We start from the raw sequence: 19,142 nt of genomic DNA on the forward strand, positions 1-19,142 counted from the left end.
GCCCGGCGTGCGGGGCCGATGTCTCCGGGTTCAGGCGGGCGCCGCTCGTCGGAGCCATCCCCGCGCGTGCGGGGCCGATACCCCGTGGGCGGCCCATTGTTGTGTGTGTCCAGAGCCATCCCCGCGCGTGCGGGGCCGATCGCCCACTCGTCGAGCGCCTGGTCCCAATCTGCGAGCCATCCCCGCGCGTGCGGGGCCGATCTGCCCGCTGACCTGGTCGTCGTCGAGGCGCTGGAGCCATCCCCGCGCGTGCGGGGCCGATCGATCATGTCCGAGCAGGGCGGCCGGCTGGCGGGAGCCATCCCCGCGCGTGCGGGGCCGATCCGTAGCTCGGCGCCGATCGCCCGTGCGAGTGCGAGCCATCCCCGCGCGTGCGGGGCCGATGGTGGGCAGGGACATCAGGTGACCTCCTTCGTCGAGCCATCCCCGCGCGTGCGGGGCCGATGGACACGAGCGCGTCCAGCAGCTCCGGGAGGGAGAGCCATCCCCGCGCGTGCGGGGCCGATACTTCGTGACCTGGGACTTTACTACGGCGACCCCCACCGAATTACCAAGTGATTCAGGTCACATACTGCCGTCTCGCCGCTTCGCCGATCACTGCGGGCGATCTTGTCAGGGCCGATCACTACTCTCCGCTTCGGGGAGGAGAACGGGGACGGGGTGATGGAGCTCGACGACGACGTCGACCCGCGAATGGCACGGTGGCTGGGGACGTTGTGGGGAAAGTCGAAGGAGAAGGCGGGCGGCAGGACGAACCTGCTGATCGCGCATCTGCTGGACACGGCGGCGGTGGGGGAGCTGATCTGGGATCACTTCCTGGCGCCGTCCACGCGGGCGCTGCTCGACGAGGTGGCGGGCGGTCCGGGGCGCGGCAGGCGGCTCTTCGCCTGGTTGTGCGGAATCCACGACTGCGGGAAGGCCACGCCCTCTCATCAGCGGCTGTGGCCCGAGGGAGCACGGGCGGTGCGGGCGGCGGGCCTGACCTGGCAGGAGTCGGACATCGCGCGGCTGCGCTGGCGCCATGACAAGGCGGGCGGCAACATCCTGCGTCGCTATCTGGGCGACAGGTCGGCCCCGCTGTGGGAGAGGCGACATCTCGCGTGGGTGTGGCCGCTGGTCGCCGGGCACCACGGCCGCTTCCCCACGGAGGGATCGCTGCGGCCCTCCCGCAAGTCGGGCGGTCACCTACTGGGCAAGGGCGAGGAATGGCAGCTCGTTCAGCGCACGCTGATCGACGTCTTCACCCGCGAGCTGGGCTACACCGACGTCGCCGACGTGCAGCCCGAGGTGGTCCCGCCGAAGGCCGTTCAGCTCCACCTCAGCGGGCTGATCGTGATGGCCGACTGGATCGCGAGCGACGAGAAGCACTTCACCGGCCTGGACGACCTCGCCGTAGTCAGCATCGCGGAGTCCCGAGAACGAGCCGCCACGGCGTGGACGAAGCTCGGCCTGCGCGGCGGCTGGGGCCGGCTGTCCACACCGGAGCCGGAGTTCTTCGCCGACCGGTTCCGGCGCGAGGCGCGGTCGTCGCAGCGGCTGGTGATCGAGGCGGCCCGGAGCATGGCGCGTCCCGGGATCATGGTGGTCGAGGCGCCGATGGGCGAGGGCAAGACGAAGGCCGCGCTGGCCGCCGCCGAGGTTCTGGCGGCCCGTTTCGGCGCCGACGGCGTGTTCCTGGGGATGCCCACCCAGGCCACCAGCGACCCGATGTTCACCGAGGTCCGCGCCTGGCTCGCGGCGATCGACGCGGAGCTGCCCGCGCAGGTCGGGCTGCTCCACGGCCGCAGGCGCTTCACCTCGGAGTGGCGTCGGCTCTTGGCGACGAGCGACGGCGCCGCGGACGCCGACGCCGGGTTCGCGGGCGTCGACGAGTTCGACTGCGACGACCGCTACGGCACGGTCCCCCGAGACGAGGAACCCGGCGGCCATGAACGTCACCTGCCCGCCGAGTGGCTGCTCGGCCCGAAACGGGGCCTGCTCTGCCCCTTCGTGGTGGGCACGATCGACCAGCTACTCATGGCGGCCACCCGCACGAAGCACGTCATGCTGCGCATGGCCGGGCTGGCGGGCAAGGTCGTGATCCTCGACGAGGTCCACGCCGCCGACGTCTACATGTCGCGCTTCCTGGCGGAGGGCCTGCGCTGGCTGGGCCAGGCGGGCGTGCCGGTGGTGCTGCTCTCGGCGACGCTCCCGCCCGCCCAGCGTCGCGCGCTGGTGGCGGCATACCTGGGCGGAGCCGCCTCGCGCGAGGAGTTCGGCTGGACCGAGGCCTCGCCCGCCGACGGGTATCCCCGGGTGACGACCGCGTGGCTCGACGAGGACGGCGAGACGCCGAGGGGCGCCACGACCTCGTCGCCGTCGTGGCGGGCCGATCAGCGGGTCGCGGTGGAGGTGCTGGCGGAACGACTGCCCGCGCGGGGCGACGGCAGCGCGGAGCGGGACCGGCTCCAGCGCATGGCCGACGAGGACGTGCTCGCGCTGCTGACGGACCGGCTCGCCGAGGGCGGGTGCGCACTGGTGATCCGCAACACCGTGGCTCGAGCGCAGTCGTTGTACGCGCTGCTGCGGGAGCGCGGCTGGGACGCCGAGGAGACCACGTTGCTACACGCCCGGCTCACCACGCGGGCCCGGGCCGAGCGGACGGAGCGGAGCCTGCGGCTGCTGGGTTCGCCTGCGGCCGAAGGCGCCCTGCCCCGCCCGAGGCGGTTCGTGTTGATCGCCACCCAGCTCGCCGAGCAGTCCTTCGACATCGACGCCGACCTTCTCGTCACCGATCTGGCGCCGGTCGACCTGCTGCTTCAGCGCGTCGGGCGGGTTCATCGCCACGAGGGCGTGATCCGTCCCGGGCCGGTGCGTGCCCCGGCGGTGGTGGTGACCGGCTTCGCGCCCGCCGGGGAGGGCGTGCCGGAGCTGCTGTACGCGAGTGCGGCGATCTATGGTCGCCCGCTGCTGCTGCGCAGTGCCGCCGAGGTGCTGCGGGCCGCGGGCGACCTGCCCGCCTCGGCGGAGGACGACACGGCGGCCGACGGCACGGCGGGTACGGGGTCGCGCGGCTGGACGATCCCCGCCGAGGTGCCCGAGCTGGTGAGCCGGGTGTACGACGGGGAGCCGTCGGTCTGCCCGCGATCCTGGCGTGCGGCCGAGGAGGCGGCCCGGCAGGAGTGGGCGGCGGATCAGAGGAGACGCGCCGACAGCGCGATCCCCTATCTCCTCACGCGGCAGGGCGACGGGACGAAGTCCACGCTGGAAGGACTGCATCAGGCCACCTCCGACGCGGGCGACGATCAGACGCTGGGGGCCGTGGTGCGGGACGGCGAGGAGAGCGTCGAGGTGATCCTGGTGGCGCACGACGGGAGCCGCTATCGCACGTTGTCGGGTCGGGCGCTCACGGCGAACGGCGACGTGGCGGCGGACCTGGTGGACGACGTCCTGGGGGCGACGGTGCGGCTGCCGCCCAGGTTCACGGCGGCGGCGCGGGAGCTGGGCCCGCTGCCGGGGTGGCGGGGTGATCCGTGGCTGCGCGGCGCGCGGGCCCTCGTGCTGGACGGCACAGGCGTGGCCGTGCACGACGGCTCGCCGTTCCGGGCGGCGCCCCGTCCGGGCGGACCGGAGACGGGACTACGGCACGACGTCGCGCTGGGTCTGGTCGAGACGCGGCACGACACACGGGCCTAGCCGGGCGCCCTCGTCGGGGACGGACCCGTGATCCACACCCCGACGGGGGTCCCCCGCAGGTGGCGGGGCCGAGGCGCTCGTGCCGCGCCATTCCGAAACACGGACGCGGATCATCCCCGTCTCATTCTTCCGGGGAGCGGAGGTCCAGGGTAGACGGCTACCCCGCGTGACAGTCCATATCGGCTCGTATACTCTGTTCCGAGTAATTTTCGTCTAAACATGGACGCTTTCAGAAAGGTTCGCCCGTGAACCTTGCCGACGATCCCTGGCTCGCCGCGAGCCGGGACGGCGCGAAGCCTGCGGATCATTCCCTACGAGATCTCCTGGTGCGTTCGCACGAGTTCACCGATCTCCTCGTCGACTTCCCCACTCAGAAGCCCGCGATCCTGCGGCAGGTGCTGCTGCCGGTGGTCCTGCACGCCCTGGGCCGCCCCGCCGACACCGACGAGTGGGCGACATGGTTCGAACGTGGAATGTTCACCGACGACCAGCAGGCCACGATCAGTGACTACCTCGACCAGCGTCGCCACCTCTTCGGACTGTTCGACGAACGGTCGCCCTTCGCCCAGGTCGCAGGCCTGACCGCCCTCAGCGGCGAGACGAAGGGCGCCGCGCTGCTGGTCTGCACGGCGGCCACCGGCAACAACGTGCCCTTGTTCTCGCCCCGGTCCGACGGCGACCCGCTGCCGCTCACCCCGGCGCAGGCGGCGCGGTGGCTGCTGCACGCCCACTGCTGGGACACGGCCGCCATCAAGACCGGCGCCGTGGGCGACCCGAAGGCCAAGGCAGGCAAGACCACCGGCAATCCGACCGGTCCGCTCGGCCAGCTCGGCGTGGTGATGCCGCGAGGCCGCACCCTCTTCGACACGCTGCTGCTCAACCTGCCCGGTACCGGCGCGCTCGTGCCGAGCGACCGGCCGCAGTGGGATCGCCGCGCGCCGGAAGGGCCGGTGGAGCAGACCCGGTCGACGGCGCTGCCCGCCTGGCAGGAGCGCACCGCCGCCGGCCTGTTGGAGCTGTGGACCTGGCAGTCCCGTCGTATCCGTCTGATCCCCGAGGACACCGAGGACGGCGTGCGCGTCACCCGCGTGATCGTCGCGGCGGGCGACCGCCTCGCCACCACCCCGGACTTCGAGCCGCACACCGCGTGGACGCTGGAGGTCCCGGGAAAGAAGACGAAGACGGCGACGGGCTCGTCCCGGCCCGTCCCGCCGCGCCGACCGAGGCGACATCAGGCGGGCAAGGCGGTGTGGCGGGGCCTCGACGCCCTGCTGACGCTGGCCCGCGAGGAACGGGCGGCGACGGGCGACAAGGCCCCCGGCTACGCGACGAGCCTGCTGCTCGACGACCTGGCCGCCCGCCGGGAGGACGAGGCGCTGCCCGCGGACTATCCCGTCGACGTCGAGACCACCGGCGTCGTCTACGGCAACCAGTCGGCCATCGTGGAGGACGCCCTCTCCGACGCGATCCCGCTCCCGCTGGCCGCGCTGCGCGAGGACTCGGCGGCCCACGCGGCGGTGCTGATCGTCGTCGAACAGGCCGAGGACCTGGCGCGGGCCCTGAACAACCTCAGCGCCGACCTGCGGCGCGCACTAGGCGGCGAGCCGATCCCCTGGGACCGAAGCCAACGACCGGGCGACGTCGTGCTGCACGCGCTCGACGACCTGGTGCGCAGACTGCTCGCCGGCCTCCGGGCGGCGGGCGAGGACGAGGAGCTGGTCCGCCGCGGCCGCAAGGCCTGGGAGCAGAAGGCCCTGCGAGCCGTCTGGGCCGTGGCCGACCGGCTCTTCGCCGGGATGCCCGGCGCGGCCTTCCTCGGCCGCGAGGAGGGCGAGTCGACCTACCGGATCGCCACCGCCGAGGCGGCCTTCCGCCGCAGGCTCGGCCGGATCCTGCCCCTGGTCACGGTCCCGTCCGAGCAGTTCATGACCTCCCTGTGGCCCCAGTTCCATCCCGAGGAGGAGAGCCCCCCGGGCGATCAGTCCCGCGCAGGCGTCCAGCCCGGCCGAATCGATCAGGGAGACACCACGATGACCGAGCGCAAGAGGCCCCCGCTCCCCTACTGGGCTCGACGCATCGGCGCCGACGGGAGGTGGCGCAGGCATCTGGGCACCGCACCCGGCGAAGACCTCGCCGCGATGCGCTCCGGCCTGGGGCGACCCGCAGGCTCCGTGCCTTCGCTCTGGCGGTTCTACACCCGCCCGGTGGACGAGGTCCGCGCGCTGCACGGCGAGGTCTCCGACGAGCAGAACGCGGAGCACGTGGCGCTGACCCTCTACGGTCTTCACCAGCAGGGACACTCCGATCCCATGCACAAGCCGGGCGTCCGCCTCGGCCGCGCGCTACGCCGACTCCGCGAGTCGGGTCACGTCGGGGAAGACGCCCTGGATCGTCGTGTCGCGGCGGCGGCGAGCGCCACGAGCGTCGAGAGCCTGGCCTACCGGCTGCGCGGACTGTTCGACCTCCTCCGAGGCCAAGCCGTCCCGCTCGACTACAGCCTGCTGGGCACCGACCTCTACGAGTGGCACTCGCCCGCTCGGCGCGACCACGTGCGCCGCCGCTGGGGGGCCGCCTACTTCGACTGGGGCAGGTCCGGTGACGGCCGAGGCGGGCAGGACGAACCCGAGAAGAAGTCCTTCACCGCTACCTGATCCACACCGACGGCACCCGAGGCGACGCGGTCCCAGTCCAGCATCGCGCCCGCCCGCACGTCGCCCACCGCGATGTCGTCCTGCCGACGACCACGCTCGCGCCGACCTCCTCGACTTCACCGCCCACGACCAGCCCCCGATTCAGGAGAACCCGATGGCCCCGCGCCGTTACCTCGACGTCCACATCCTCCAGACCGTCCCGCCCGCGAACCTCAACCGCGACGACCAGGGCAACCCCAAGGAGGCCCAGTTCGGCGGGGTGCGCCGCTCGCGGGTCTCCTCGCAGGCATGGAAGCGGGCCACCCGGCTCGCCTTCGCCGAGACGGTGCCCGCCGCGGATCTGGGCGTCCGCACCAAGCAGATCACCGAGGGACTGAGCGAACTGCTCGGGGAGCGGACGTCGCTGGCGGCCGACGCCCGGCTGCGCGTCGCCCGCGCCGTGGTCGCCGCGCTGGGCATCAAGCCGGGCAAGAAGGAGGACAACACGGCCTACCTGCTCTTCTACGGCCGTCCCCAGCTCCGCGGGCTGGCCGATCTGGTGGCCGAGCAGGCAGGCGAACTGTCCGAGCTGGCGGACTCCGCGCTCGCCGACGCCGCGAAGACCCTGCCCGTCGCCGAGACCCTGCGCACCGGACACCCCGTGGACGTGGCGCTGTTCGGCCGCATGGTCGCCGACATCCCGGGTCTCAACGTCGACGGCGCCACGCAGGTGGCGCACGCCATCTCCACCCACGCCGTCCAGCAGGAGTTCGACTACTACACGGCCGTCGACGACGAGAACGAGCGGGAGGAGACCGGCGCCGGGATGATCGGCTCCATCGGCTTCAACGCCGCGACGCTCTACCGCTATGCCACCGTCGGGCTGCACCAGCTCGAGGACAACCTCGCCGACGCCGAGGCCGCCCGCGACGCCACCGCGCTGTTCGTCCGGTCGTTCGCCCTGTCGATGCCCACCGGACACCGTAACTCCTTCGCCCACGGCACCCTGCCGCATCTGGTGGCCGTGGCACTGCGCGACGACCAGCCGGTCAACCTCGCCTCCGCCTTCGAGCGTCCGGTCTCGTCCTCGGGCGGCATCGCCGAGGCCTCGGCCGTGCGGCTGGCGAAGGAGTTCACCCAGGCGAAGGACGTCTGGGGCGCGAAGGCCTCCCACGTCGCCGTGAGCCACGGCTTCACCGACCGGACCGCCGAGTCGGTCACGTCGGCGTTCGGCGCCGCCGTGCCGTTCGCGGAGCTGCTGTCGGGCCTGACCAGCCGGATCGCCTCGGACCGGGAGCAGGGGTGACCGCGGAATCCTCGACGCCGGAGGAGTCCGTCCTGCTTCTCCGGCTCGCCGGCCCTCTCCAGTCCTGGGGCGGGCCGAGCGCCTTCAACCGACGGGACACCCGCCCGGAGCCCACCAAGTCGGGCATCGTGGGGCTGCTGGCAGCGGCGCTGGGCCGTACGAGGGATGAGTCCCCGGCCGACCTCAACGCCCTGCGTCTGGGCGTGCGGATCGATCAGGAGGGCAGCCTCCTCCGCGACTATCACACCGTGAGCGACTACCGGGGTGTGGCGCTGCCGCAGGCCGGGGTGAATGCCAAGGGCGTGCAGAAGACGACCTCGCCCGCCAAGCACACCCACGTCACCACCCGGTTCTATCTCCAGGACGCGGTGTTCCTGGCCGCCGTGGCCGGGCGGACCGCGTTCATCGACGAGCTGGCCGCGGCCGTGCGGGCCCCCGCCTTCCCGCCGGCGCTGGGCAGGCGCTCGTGTGTGCCGACGCAGCCGCTGCTGCTGTCCCACTCCCCCGGCTCGCTCGAGGAGACGCTGCGCACGACGCCGTGGCAGGCCCCGTCGCCCTCGGCGCGACGTCGTCGCCATCGGCACGCGACCGTCGATCTGCGGGTGGTGGTGGAGGACGACGCGGGCGACGACCTCGCCCACGACGTCCCGACGACCTTCGACCCCCTCACCCGCGCCTTCACCACGCGGCGGGTCCGACACGACTGGGTGAACGTGCCCGTCGACGAGGCGTCGAAGGACCGACCGACCGACGCCGAGTCTCCCCCCGAATCCCACGACCCCTTCTCGCTGTTGGGCTGGTGACGACGATGCCGTATCTGTCCCGCATCAGGATCAATCCGCTGCGCGCCGCGAGCCGAACGCTGCTGGCGAACCCGCGTGCCCTGCACGGCGCGGTGATGGCCGCCATCCCCTCCCGACCGGACACCCAGCGGCTGCTGTGGCGGCTCGACGCCGACGACGCCCGACGACCACATGTCCTGGTGCTGAGCAGGACCCGCCCCGACTGGAGCCACCTGGTGGAGCAGGCAGGCTGGCCGGACGCCGACGGCGAGCACGTCCTGATCCGTGACTACGCGCCGCTGCTGGCCAGGCTGGCGGACGGTCAGGAGTTCGGCTTCCGTCTCACGGCCAACCCGGTGCAGAACACGTCGAGGCCCGAGAAGATGACGACGTGTCAGGCCGAGGCCGTCGAGCGCGCCGCGGAACGGGCCAGGGCGGCGCGGGCCGAGGGCCGGGAGCCGGACCGGGCACGGTCCTTCCGCATCGGCCACCGCACCGCCGCCGCGCAGCTCGACTGGCTGTTGAGCCGGACCGAGCGATGGGGCTTCACGATCCCGACGAGCCCCGGCTCCGAGGCGCGCTCGATGGATCTGGGCGCGGCAGGCACACAGCCGGACGCGGCGGGCCAGAACGGTGCGGGCGGCCCGGCGGGGGCGGCTCGCGAGGTGCGGATCATCGCGCGCGAGCGGCACCAGTTCGGCAAGGGCGCCCGGCGGCGGACGCAGGTGGTGCTGCGCACGGCGACCTTCCAGGGCCTGCTGCGGGTGACCGACGCCGAACTGCTGGCCGATCGGCTGCTGCACGGCGTCGGTCCAGGCAAGGCCTACGGCTGCGGCCTGCTGACCCTGGCGCCGCTCCCGGCCGGGACGATCCGCAGGCCGGTGACGACGCGTGGCTGACATCTGGTGGAAGGCCGACCCGCGCGATCTGCACCGACTGGAGGACCGGGTCTCCAGCCTCTACGTGGAACGCAGCCACGTCGACCGCGACGAGAACGCCGTGGTGGTGGTCAACAGACGTGAGACCGTCCGCGTCCCCGCCGCACTGGTCGCGGTCCTGCTGCTGGGACCGGGGACCCGCGTCACTCACGGCGCGATCACCCTGCTGGCCGACTCGGGAACGGCCGTCTGCTGGGTGGGTGATCAGGGCGTCCGCTTCTATGCCGCCGGGCTCGGCCCGAGCCGGGGCGCCGGCCTGCTGAACCGGCAGGCATGGCTGGTCAGCCGCCCCAAGGAACGGCTGGCCGTGGCGCGGACCATGTACGGGATGCGGTTCCCCGGCGAGGACGTGTCCACCGCCACGATGCGTCAGCTGCGCGGCCGGGAGGGAGCCCGAGTCCGCAAGCAGTACCAGGCGAACTCACGGCGCACCGGTGTGCCGTGGCACGGGCGGGTCTACCAGCCCGGCGACGCCTTCGCCGCGGGCGACGATCTGAACCGTCTGCTCTCGGCGGCCAACGCCGCCCTCTACGGCATCTGTCACGCCGTGGTCGTCGGCCTCGGCGCCAGCCCCGGACTGGGCTTCGTCCACACCGGGTCCGCGACGAGCTTCGTCCTGGACGTCGCCGACCTCTACAAGGCCGAGTACACCATCCCCCTGGCCTTCGACCTCGCGGCACAGGGCCTCACCGAGGAACGCGACGCCCGCACCGGCCTGCGCGACCTCATCGCCCGCGAAAGACTGCTCAACCGGATCATCCAGGACGTCAAGGCCCTGCTCACCCCGTCGCACGTCGACGCGCCGGAGGACTACGACGAGGGACTGAACCGCCTCTGGGACGAGGAGACGGGCAGCGTCTCGGGCGGGGTCAACTGGTACAGCGCGCCCTTCGACGAGGAGGTACGGGCCCTCATCGACCCGAGCATGGGCGAGGACCACCTCGCGGTGATCGGCCCTGAACTGGAGGGCGCCGCCGAGGAGCCTCCCCGATGACCACGGTCGTCGTGCTCGTCGCCGCGCCGGACGGGCTTCGGGGGCACCTGACCCGCTGGATGGTGGAGGTCGACGCGGGCGTATTCGTCGGCAACCCGAGCAGACGGGTCCGCGACCGGCTCTGGTCCACCCTGGCCGATCGCATCGGCGACGGCCAGGCCGTGCTCGTCGAGCCCGCTGACAACGAACAGGGCTGGGCGGTACGCACGGCGGGCCGCGACCGCTGGCACCCGGTGGACTTCGACGGTCTGATCCTCTCGGCCCGCAGGCGAGCAGGCCCGAGAGGGCGACCGGAGGAGCCGCCTGCGGGATTCTGAGGCACGACGACGCTTCGGGGCAGGCTGGTCTTCGTCAAGGGGGCTCTTCGAGGCCGGGCGACAGACGCGGGCATTCGGTCCGCCGCGCGTCGGGCCGGTGTGGTCCGCGCGGTCGTACCGGCCCGGCGATGCCGGTGGCGGCCGCCCGATCTCGGGAGAGACGACGAGCAGTCCGAAGCGGATCGGCGTCAGGCATTCCCGATGTGCTGACGGAGGGGCGGTCACCCACGAGAATGGGTGACCGCCCCTTCCCCGCGGGCGCGGGGCCGAATATCCACTCCAGTTCAAGGTCAAACCGAACGAGGAGTCATCCCCGCCGGTGCGAGGAGGTAGAGGAACAGATTTCCAGGACGGTCAGTTCACTGTAGCGGGGGTGACCACATCGCCAGGTCTCCCCCGCCTTATCAACTCCGCGAGACGACGGCAGGCCTGCGCGCACGTCCGCATCACCGAAGCGCTACCCGAGGAGCGGATGACCTCGGCCGCACTCGCGCAGGAAGAGCAGATGTCGCCGATGGAGTCCAGCAGTAGCGCCGCGCGCTGCGGCACAGTCGCAAACGGGTTCATAAGATCGACGATACCGACGAATTCGTTCGGTTTTGGCATGATCGCGCACAGCACCACCCGATCGAGCGATGCGGCGACAGACCAATGCAGCACGGAGGCAGAACGCACATCAACTCACTTGAAGATAAAAGACAATCCGAACGACATCAGCCGAGCGCCATATCCCTGTGGGAGATCCTTCCAAGTTTATGAATTAATCCCGCATTCTCCCACGCGTCGGACCTACGAACAGGCACGCGACCGATCGGCACTCTAGTTCTACCGCGCTATTTCGCGCTGGCACCACCCTCGCGTGCGCGGGGCCGATCGCAGTACAGCTCTCGCCGCTGCTGGCCGCGCGGAGCCATCCCCACGTGCGCGGGGCCGATTCGGTACAGCGGTGGACGCGCTCGACGACCGCGGAGCCATCCCCGCGTGCGCGGGGCCGATGACGTCGCCGCGTTCGTGAGGGACCGGGGGACGGAGCCATCCCCGCGTGCACGGGGCCGATGGCCGCGTCATCTGGGATGTCGAAGAGGACGTCGAGCCATCCCCGCGTGCGCGGGGCCGATCGGCGGGGTGTCGTGGCGCCGCGGGCCAGTCCGGAGCCATCCCCGCGTGCGCGGGGCCGATGGCGGCCTCGGCGTCGTCGATGGCCGCGCGCAGGAGCCATCCCCGCGTGCGCGGGGCCGATCGTGAACGCACCGCGCCCGGAGACGTCGCCGCCGAGCCATCCCCGCGTGCGCGGGGCCGATGCGATCACGGCGTGGGACCGGAACCTCGGCGTGGAGCCATCCCCGCGTGCGCGGGGCCGATCCCTCCAGCAGCTGCGGGCGGACCTGGATCGGGGAGCCATCCCCGCGTGCGCGGGGCCGATGGGCGGCGCGGGGGCAGGGTGGCGACGGCGGCGGAGCCATCCCCGCGTGCGCGGGGCCGATCCGTGCGCCGTTGCGAACGCCGTCCACGCCGCCGAGCCATCCCCGCGTGCGCGGGGCCGATACTTGTTGACCTGCGGGTTCATCTCGCCCCAAGGCTCAGAATGACCACGTGATCCAGGTCACTACAGAGCGCTTCATCTCAGCCCGGTACCCCTGGCCAGCGCCGTCTGGACGAGCGTGTCGAGCAGGGACGGGTAGTCCGTGCCGGTCACCGCCCACATCTTCGGGTACATCGAGATCGGGGTGAAGCCGGGCATGGTGTTGACCTCGTTGACGATCAACTCACCCGCCTCGGTGACGAAGAAGTCCACCCTCGCCAGTCCCTGGCAGTCGAGTGCCTCGAAGGCGGTGATCGCCTGGGCACGCAGCCGCTCGGTGACGTCGTCGTCGAGCTTCGCCGGGATGTCGATCTCGCAGAACTCGTCGAGGTACTTGGCGTCGAAGTCGTACCAGTCGACCGCGCCGTCGACGACCCGGATCTCCGAGGGCAGCGAGGCCTCGACGCGGCCGTCCGGGAACTCCAGTACGCCGCACTCGATCTCGCGACCGACCACCGCGCTCTCGATGACGACCTTCGGGTCGGTCTGACGGGCGAGGCCGATGGCGGCGGGCAGCTCCGCCCAGTCGGTCACCTTGCTGATGCCGATCGAGGAGCCCGCGCGCGCGGGCTTGACGAACACGGGCAGGCCCAGCGTCTCCCGCTGCACCGCGCTCAGCGTCTCCTGGCCTCGCCGCAGGACCTCGTACCGCCCGACGCCCAGACCGGCGGCGCCGAGGAGCTTCTTGGCGAACTCCTTGTCCATCGCGGTGGCGCTGGCCAGCACGCCCGGCCCCACGTAGGGCAGGCCCGCCATCTCCAGCAGGCCCTGGATCGTGCCGTCCTCGCCGTAGGCGCCGTGCAGCACGGGGAAGACGACGTCGACGCCGCTCAGCGCCTCGCCCGCCTGCCCTGGCTCCAAGGAGATCAGGTGCCGACTGGTCGGGTCGGCGGGCAGCACCAGCGCCGCCGCCGTAGCGTCCACCGTGGGCAGAACACGGTCACGGATCTCCAGCTCGCTGACGTCGGAGGTGCCGACGACCCAACGGCCTTCCTGGCTGATGCCCACCGGAACGACCTCGTAGCGCTGCGGGTCGAGGTGAGCCAGCACGCTGGCGGCCGACGAACACGAGATGGCGTGTTCCGAGCTCCGCCCGCCGAAGACAACCGCGACGCGTGTTCTCCGCTCCGTCATGCTGCGTGACCCTACCGGCACGAATCCTCCCTCGATCGGCGCAGCGGCAGGCGTCCCCAGGTTTCCGCCGCCCCAACACACTCGATGTGACGAATTCGGCACGCTGGCGGACATTCCGGTCGCCGTCACCCGCCGATCCGTCGTGTCCGACAGCGAGAAGCACGGGTGGGCGCGTCCCCCCGATCGACGAGGCTCTCGAACACAGCGTGTGCGGCGGCCCACCTGAACGAAAAGCGGTCACCCGTTCCGGTGGGCCGTCCCCGAAGACGCACCCACCGACCGGCGCCGCGTCACCGCGCGCCGGGGCTCGCGCACCGGCTGGACGCCCACGCAGCGGACCGCCCCGGCCGGACGATCGGACGACCGTTCGTGGCTCAACCGGCCCGGCACGGGCGTTCCCAGCACGAACATCATCGACTACACCGTTCGATACGCTCAGCACGACAGGTTCCGAACCGACGCCCACAGCTCCAGGAGATGGTGACGTGGATCACGTGGTAGAAATCGGCCCTCGGCCACGAATAAACCCGCTGGTCAACAAGTGTCGGCCCCGCACGCGCGGGGATAGCTCTTCACCGCCGACGACGTGCGGCTGTTGATCCCGGTCGGCCCCGCACGCGCGGGGATAGCTCTTCCTCCTGGTCAGTCGTGGTCGTGCTGGTCAGGTCGTCCCCGCACGCGCGGGGATAGCTCCTACCCCTACGCGTCGTCCATCGCGGACACTATGTCGTCCCCGCACGCGCGGGGATAGCTCCTGAGGGAGTGAGTCATGCCCCTGCAGATGGAGGTCGTCCCCGCACGCGCGGGGATAGCTCGCATGGATGGCGCCAGTGTGCCGAGTAGCACGGGTCGTCCCCGCACGCGCGGGGATAGCTCGACATGCTGTCCCTCCTCGGCGGCAAGGTCGACGTCGGCCCCGCACGCGCGGGGATAGCTCTGAGCCATGGGCAGGCGGGCATCAGCACCAGCTGTCGGCCCCGCACGCGCGGGGATAGCTCCCAACCAGCCGGGCGCGATCGCCGGTGGTCGGTGTCGGCCCCGCACGCGCGGGGATAGCTCCCGGCTTCTCGCTGACATGGGTGCGGCCGTGACGTCGGCCCCGCACGCGCGGGGATAGCTCGGCCAGGGATACGGACTTCGGCCAGTACCTGGGGTCGGCCCCGCACGCGCGGGGATAGCTCCTTGTGATCCGCATGTCCCGAGCCCGTCGCCGCGTCGGCCCCGCACGCGCGGGGATAGCTCCGACTACGCATGGGGTGGCGAGGTGGGAAGCCGTCGGCCGGCACCGGCGGGCGTCGCTCGTGACGGCCGAGCGTCCTGTCACGACCGGATACAGTCGCCCCAGCGAGTCGGTGACGTGCCATCAGGCTTCTCCGGCGCCCCGATCCGCTCACTCGGCGTCCAAGTCGGCAGACCTGCCCGCCTCGTCCGCGAACAACTGGACGATCTCCGGCAGTGCCGCGTCGAACTCGGCAGGCGTGCAGGCCGCGTAGCCCAGCGGCACGCCGAAGAGCCTCGGCGTGCGCTGATAGTGGCGAGCCAGGCCGTCGATGAGCACACCTGCGGCCGCCGCCTTCGCCGCCACCCGCTGCTCCGCCGCCGCGGAGGCCAGTGGGATCACCACGTGCGCGCCCGCCTCGTCTCCGAGAACCTCGATGCCCTTCTCACCGAGCGCCTGCACCAGCCGGAGTCGCCGCGCCGCGAGCTCGCGGCGCATGCGGCGCAGGTGTCTCCCGAGGTCTCCGTGGCGAGCCAGCTCGACGAAGACCCGCTGGCCTGCGGCGGGTGGACCCGCTCCCGCGAGGTCGCGGTACTCCTGCACGGCGCCGAGTACCCGGCCGGGAGCGACCATCCAGCCTGCGCCGAGAGTGGGGGTGAGGATCTTGCTCGTGGTGCCGAGGTGCACCACGACGTCGGGGCCGAGGGCCACCAGCAGCGGCAGCGGTGCCACGTCGAACCGCAGCTCGCCGTCGTAGTCGTCCTCGATGATCAGGAAGTTCTGCTCGCGCGCCCTTCGCACCAGCGCCACCCGCCGTTCAGCGGGCAGCCTGCCGCCCAGGGGGTACTGGTGAGCGGGTGAGCAGTAGACGGCCTGGATGTCCTCGGGAATCTCGTCGACGAGGAGCCCGTCGGCGTCCACCGGCGCGGGAAGGACCTCGACCCCGCCCGCGCGAAGCGCGCCGACCGCCCGCTGATAGCCGGGGTCCTCCACCGCGACCCGGTCGCCCGGCCGCAGCACCGAGGACGCCAGTTCCGCCACGGCGGCGGTGGTGCCCGCCGTCGCCAGCACCGCATCGGCGGGCGACGGGCCGAGGTCGTCGCGGCGGTCGACGACGGCGAGCCCCCGGTGCCGCAAGAGGTGTTCGACGATCGCGGTCCGGTACTCCGGCAGCCCGGCCCGCTGCGGTCGAATCAGCGGCGGCGCGTCGGCCGCGACCCGCCAGGCCCGCCGCCAGGCTGCCCGATCCAGCCCGTGCACCCAGGGGGCACCGGGAGTGAGATCCAGCAGCCGCCGGTCGCCGGTCACGGGTCGCGGCGCCGGCTCGACGTTCCGCACCGCGCCGGGCGGGCTGGTGGTGACGAAGGTCCCGGAGCCGTGCCTGCCCACGATCCAGCCCTCGGCATGCAGCTGTTCGTACGCCGCCGCCGTCACCGTCCTGCTGACCCGGAGATAGCCGGCCAGACCGCGTGTCGACGGCAGCCGGTCGCCCGCCCGCAGCACACCGGAGGCGGCCGAGGCGCGCAGTGCGTCCGCGAGCTGCACGGCCAGCGGGATGGACGCCGAACGGTCCAACTCGATGGGGATCTCGCTGATCGGCCCGCCACGGGGTCGGGAGGCGTTCATCAAGTGGCCTTTCGAAATCACCGATGATTGGCACTTATCCAATGCCACTGCGGGCGGCACGCTGAGTACATGACCGATGTGGCACAACCGGCACAGGAACAGCCCGGCGGACCGTTGTCCCCTACCGACCGCAGCACCATACGACGAGGCAGGGTGCGTGCCAGGACGGCGCGAGCAGAGCTGCACGACATCCTCGACGCGGGCCTGATCTGCCACCTCGGTCTGACCACCGACTCCGGCCCGCTCGTGCTGCCTACCTGTTACGGCCGCGACGGCGACACCCTCTACCTGCACGGCTCGACCGGCGCGGCCAGTCTCCGCACGCTGGCGGGCGGCGCCCCGGCCTGCGTGACGGTGACGCATCTCGACGGCATCGTCTACGCACGATCGGTCTTCCACCATTCGGCGAACTACCGGTCCGCGGTGATCCAGGGCACGGCCGTGCCCGTGCTCGACGACGCGGGGCGGCGCCACGCCCTGCGCGTGGTGACCGAACAGCTGGCCCCCGGATCGTGGGACGGCGGCGCCCGACTGCCCACCGAACGGGAGATGGCCGCGACGCTGGTGCTCGCGATGGACCTCGGCGAGGCATCGGTGAAGGTACGCACCGGCCCGCCCGGCGACGATGAGGACGACGTGGCGGCCGACGAACACTGGGCCGGGGTGCTGCCGCTGAAGCAGACCTGGGGCAGCCCGGAGCCGTGCCCGCTGCTTCCCGCCGGGCGACCGATCCCTGAGCGCGTCAGCGGGCGCTGATCCGCCCATGAGCGTCGGACGTCGAGTATGCCCAGAGGAACGATCGATCCCGTCCGACGTCACCGAACCGGCTCCGCCGAGCCGTGCGGGGAGGCCGTCACGCGCACGGCCGTCCATGGAAGTCGCGGCACATACCCGCCCGGCCGACGAGCCGAGCACGGACCGCACAAGGCACCCGATCACGGACGAGGCGCCGACATGTAACGTGGATCACGTGGTAGTACAGGCTTGCCGGCCGCGATGAATCCGCTGGTCAACAAGTGTCGGCCCCGCACACGCGGGGATGGCTCCCGGTTGTCACGCCGCCGAGTCCACTGGGCCATGTCGGCCCCGCACACGCGGGGATGGCTCCGTTCGGTTTCGAACGTGGCGTTGACGGTCGGGTCGGCCCCGCACACGCGGGGATGGCTCCGCCTGGTCGACGGTCCGACCGATCTCGCCGAGGTCGGCCCCGCACACGCGGGGATGGCTCGGCGCTGCTGTCCGAGATCACCGACCGGGCGGAGTCGGCCCCGCACACGCGGGGATGGCTCCCATCACCTCGTCCTCGTCGAGCACGGGCGGGTGTCGGCCCCGCGCACGCGGGGATGGCTCGCTGCGTGACACCGAGACCGTCGAGCGTGGGGCGTCGGCCCCGCGCACGCGGGGATGGCTCGACCGCCGCCGCGTTGGACCGGGTGCTCGCCGTGGCAGCCCCGCGCGTATGCGGACGATTCTCAGGCGACGCTGTTCGAAAGTCGTGGAATCGAATCGGCCCCCGCGCGGGGTGGGCTCGTGGCGCACTCGGCAGGTCGGGACGCCACCGTGGACCACGGCTCGCACACGCAGGGATGGTTTCCAAGGCACCCTGGCTGTTCCCGCGAATCCCGGCCGGCCCGGCGCAGGCGGACCTGACTCCTACCCCGATGAATCGAACTACTGCCGGCCATGGTCGGCCCGCGCACACGGGATAGCTCGCACACTGGACGCCAGGCAGATCCCCACTGTGCATCGGCCCGCGCACGCATGGCGGCTCGACAAGGCAGCGTGGTCGACGGCGTCGACTGAGCGCAGGCCTTGGCGCACGGGAGGCGCTCTGGCAGGGGGCAAGCACCGTCGAGGCGGTCCCGCGATCAACACCGCAGCCGGAGCGATCACGGCGTCGCTCACCGTTTCCGCCTGGGGCATCTCGACCGCGCCCGCGTCGGGCCCCGGGCGGGTTCGGACCGACCCGTCCGCAGTGGCCTCCGGCACCGGGGGCGTGCTCAGTGCGTCCGGCCCGCATCCGTCCGGGAGAAGGGCCTCCGCACGCGAAGTCGCCGGTTACCAGCGGCGGCGCCCCGTGGGACGCAGGCCCTCGACGGCGTCGAACTCGTACTCGTTCATCTCGCGCCGTTCCCGACGGTAGACGTGCACGCTGACCGCCGGGTCCGGGCCCTCGTTGACGACCTCGTGCACGTAGTCCGGTCCGAAGACGCGGGAGGCGCCCGCCGCCAGCGGCTGGACGACCTCGATGCGGCCGCCTCGGCCGTCCTGTCGGGCCACGCGCTCGGTCAACACTCCGTTGACCACGGTGAACGCCCCGACGGCGCCACCGTGATCATGCAGTCGGGTGCGCTGGCCGGGCAGCCAGCTCAACAGCCACACCTCGTGATGCTCGGTGCGGGACAGCAGGCCGGACCACCGCTGGTCCGGGTCGTAACGCAGGAGCGGCGCCCACTGCTCCCGATCGGTTGCGGTCGCCATCGCGACGCGCACGGGATGCGTCAGAGCGTCCTGAGTGGGAGGCGCGGCGACGGTGTTCGGAGGCACGGCGAACATGATCGATCCTCAAGTGATGTGGGGGCGCGGGCCGTGCGGGACGGCACGGCGATCTGGAGGCCGAACGCCGAGCACGGCAGGTCAGAAGGGGACGCTCACCACTGACAACAGTGCGCGCTCACGACCGGACGGAGGATGGAACCTCTCGCGGTGTGATCAGACTGCGCGGACATGTCCCGACCGTATGGCCGGGGCCCGCGACCCGTCAACCGGCGACCGCACGCTGAGACCAGATGTCACCCGACCAGGTGGTCTTCCACTACGGGGCGTCGCCACCCGAGCCGTTACTCCGGCCATCTCACCCGCCCGTCTGACCCCGATCAGCACCGCCGTATCCGTGGCCCCGGAGCCGCTCAGCAGCCGCCGTCCGGCACTACGCCGCA

General features: G+C 72.0%; 12 protein-coding genes and 4 CRISPR repeat arrays. Of the genes, 8 read left to right on the forward strand and 4 right to left on the reverse strand.

All coding sequences use genetic code 11. The annotated features are described in order from the left end of the window. The first annotated feature begins 51 nt into the window (after positions 1 to 51). Positions 52 to 506: direct repeats of the CRISPR family, unit length 28 nt; unit sequence GAGCCATCCCCGCGCGTGCGGGGCCGAT. Between the two features lie 157 nt (positions 507 to 663). The 7 genes from AHOG_RS23760 (at position 664) to cas2e (ending at position 10,642) form a co-directional block, all read left to right on the forward strand. Beyond that, complete coding sequence (locus AHOG_RS23760; protein WP_093943312.1) at positions 664 to 3,675, forward strand: CRISPR-associated helicase/endonuclease Cas3; 3,012 nt, start codon at positions 664 to 666, stop codon at positions 3,673 to 3,675. Positions 3,676 to 3,920: 245 nt separating this feature from the next. Further along, positions 3,921 to 6,326, forward strand: a complete 2,406-nt coding sequence (gene casA, locus AHOG_RS23765) for a type I-E CRISPR-associated protein Cse1/CasA (RefSeq protein ID WP_211290483.1) — start codon at positions 3,921 to 3,923, stop codon at positions 6,324 to 6,326. A gap of 154 nt (positions 6,327 to 6,480) precedes the next feature. After that, the gene (gene cas7e, locus AHOG_RS23775) at positions 6,481 to 7,611 is read left to right on the forward strand and encodes a type I-E CRISPR-associated protein Cas7/Cse4/CasC (protein WP_093943313.1); all 1,131 of its coding nucleotides are present in this window, start codon (positions 6,481 to 6,483) and stop codon (positions 7,609 to 7,611) included. After that, positions 7,608 to 8,414 carry a type I-E CRISPR-associated protein Cas5/CasD gene (gene cas5e / locus AHOG_RS23780; RefSeq protein WP_093943314.1) on the forward strand — a complete coding sequence of 269 codons (807 nt, stop codon included), beginning with the start codon at positions 7,608 to 7,610 and terminating at the stop codon, positions 8,412 to 8,414. Before cas7e ends, cas5e begins: the two co-directional genes overlap by 4 nt. Before the next feature lie 5 nt (positions 8,415 to 8,419). Next, a complete protein-coding gene (gene cas6e / locus AHOG_RS23785; protein ID WP_093944755.1) occupies positions 8,420 to 9,292 on the forward strand; it encodes a type I-E CRISPR-associated protein Cas6/Cse3/CasE in 873 nt (290 codons plus the stop codon). Next, positions 9,285 to 10,325 (forward strand): type I-E CRISPR-associated endonuclease Cas1e, encoded by a 1,041-nt coding sequence (gene cas1e, locus AHOG_RS23790; protein WP_093943315.1) that lies wholly within the window; start codon positions 9,285 to 9,287, stop codon positions 10,323 to 10,325. Before cas6e ends, cas1e begins: the two co-directional genes overlap by 8 nt. Then, the gene (gene cas2e / locus AHOG_RS23795) at positions 10,322 to 10,642 is read left to right on the forward strand and encodes a type I-E CRISPR-associated endoribonuclease Cas2e (protein WP_093943316.1); all 321 of its coding nucleotides are present in this window, start codon (positions 10,322 to 10,324) and stop codon (positions 10,640 to 10,642) included. The genes cas1e and cas2e overlap by 4 nt, the downstream gene beginning before the upstream one ends. Before the next feature lie 354 nt (positions 10,643 to 10,996). Here cas2e and AHOG_RS23800 read toward each other — a convergent pair whose 3' ends face one another. From AHOG_RS23800 to pdxR, 3 genes are all read right to left on the reverse strand, one after another. Further along, the gene (locus AHOG_RS23800; protein ID WP_157737019.1) at positions 10,997 to 11,317 is read right to left on the reverse strand and encodes a hypothetical protein; all 321 of its coding nucleotides are present in this window, start codon (positions 11,315 to 11,317) and stop codon (positions 10,997 to 10,999) included. A gap of 171 nt (positions 11,318 to 11,488) precedes the next feature. Then, positions 11,489 to 12,187: direct repeats of the CRISPR family, unit length 28 nt; unit sequence GAGCCATCCCCGCGTGCGCGGGGCCGAT. 73 nt (positions 12,188 to 12,260) lie between these two features. After that, positions 12,261 to 13,358: a D-alanine--D-alanine ligase family protein gene (locus AHOG_RS23805; protein ID WP_093943318.1), complete on the reverse strand. Its 1,098-nt coding sequence runs from the start codon at positions 13,356 to 13,358 to the stop codon at positions 12,261 to 12,263. A 543-nt stretch (positions 13,359 to 13,901) separates the two neighbouring features. Continuing rightward, positions 13,902 to 14,600: direct repeats of the CRISPR family, unit length 28 nt; unit sequence GTCGGCCCCGCACGCGCGGGGATAGCTC. 148 nt (positions 14,601 to 14,748) lie between these two features. Continuing rightward, entirely contained in the window at positions 14,749 to 16,203 is a 1,455-nt protein-coding gene (pdxR, locus tag AHOG_RS23810; RefSeq protein WP_211290484.1) for a MocR-like pyridoxine biosynthesis transcription factor PdxR, read from the reverse strand. A 69-nt stretch (positions 16,204 to 16,272) separates the two neighbouring features. On the opposite strand from pdxR, the gene AHOG_RS29635 reads away from it, so the two are divergent. After that, positions 16,273 to 16,959, forward strand: a complete 687-nt coding sequence (locus AHOG_RS29635; protein ID WP_211290485.1) for a pyridoxamine 5'-phosphate oxidase family protein — start codon at positions 16,273 to 16,275, stop codon at positions 16,957 to 16,959. A gap of 262 nt (positions 16,960 to 17,221) precedes the next feature. Continuing rightward, positions 17,222 to 17,614: direct repeats of the CRISPR family, unit length 28 nt; unit sequence GTCGGCCCCGCACACGCGGGGATGGCTC. Between the two features lie 647 nt (positions 17,615 to 18,261). On the opposite strand, the gene AHOG_RS23820 is transcribed toward AHOG_RS29635, so the two are convergent. Continuing rightward, positions 18,262 to 18,759 carry a cysteine dioxygenase gene (locus AHOG_RS23820; RefSeq protein WP_093943321.1) on the reverse strand — a complete coding sequence of 166 codons (498 nt, stop codon included), beginning with the start codon at positions 18,757 to 18,759 and terminating at the stop codon, positions 18,262 to 18,264. Positions 18,760 to 19,142 lie beyond the last annotated feature (383 nt).

Origin of the sequence: Actinoalloteichus hoggarensis, from assembly GCF_002234535.1 — a bacterium.
GTDB lineage: Bacteria > Actinomycetota > Actinomycetes > Mycobacteriales > Pseudonocardiaceae > Actinoalloteichus_A > Actinoalloteichus_A hoggarensis.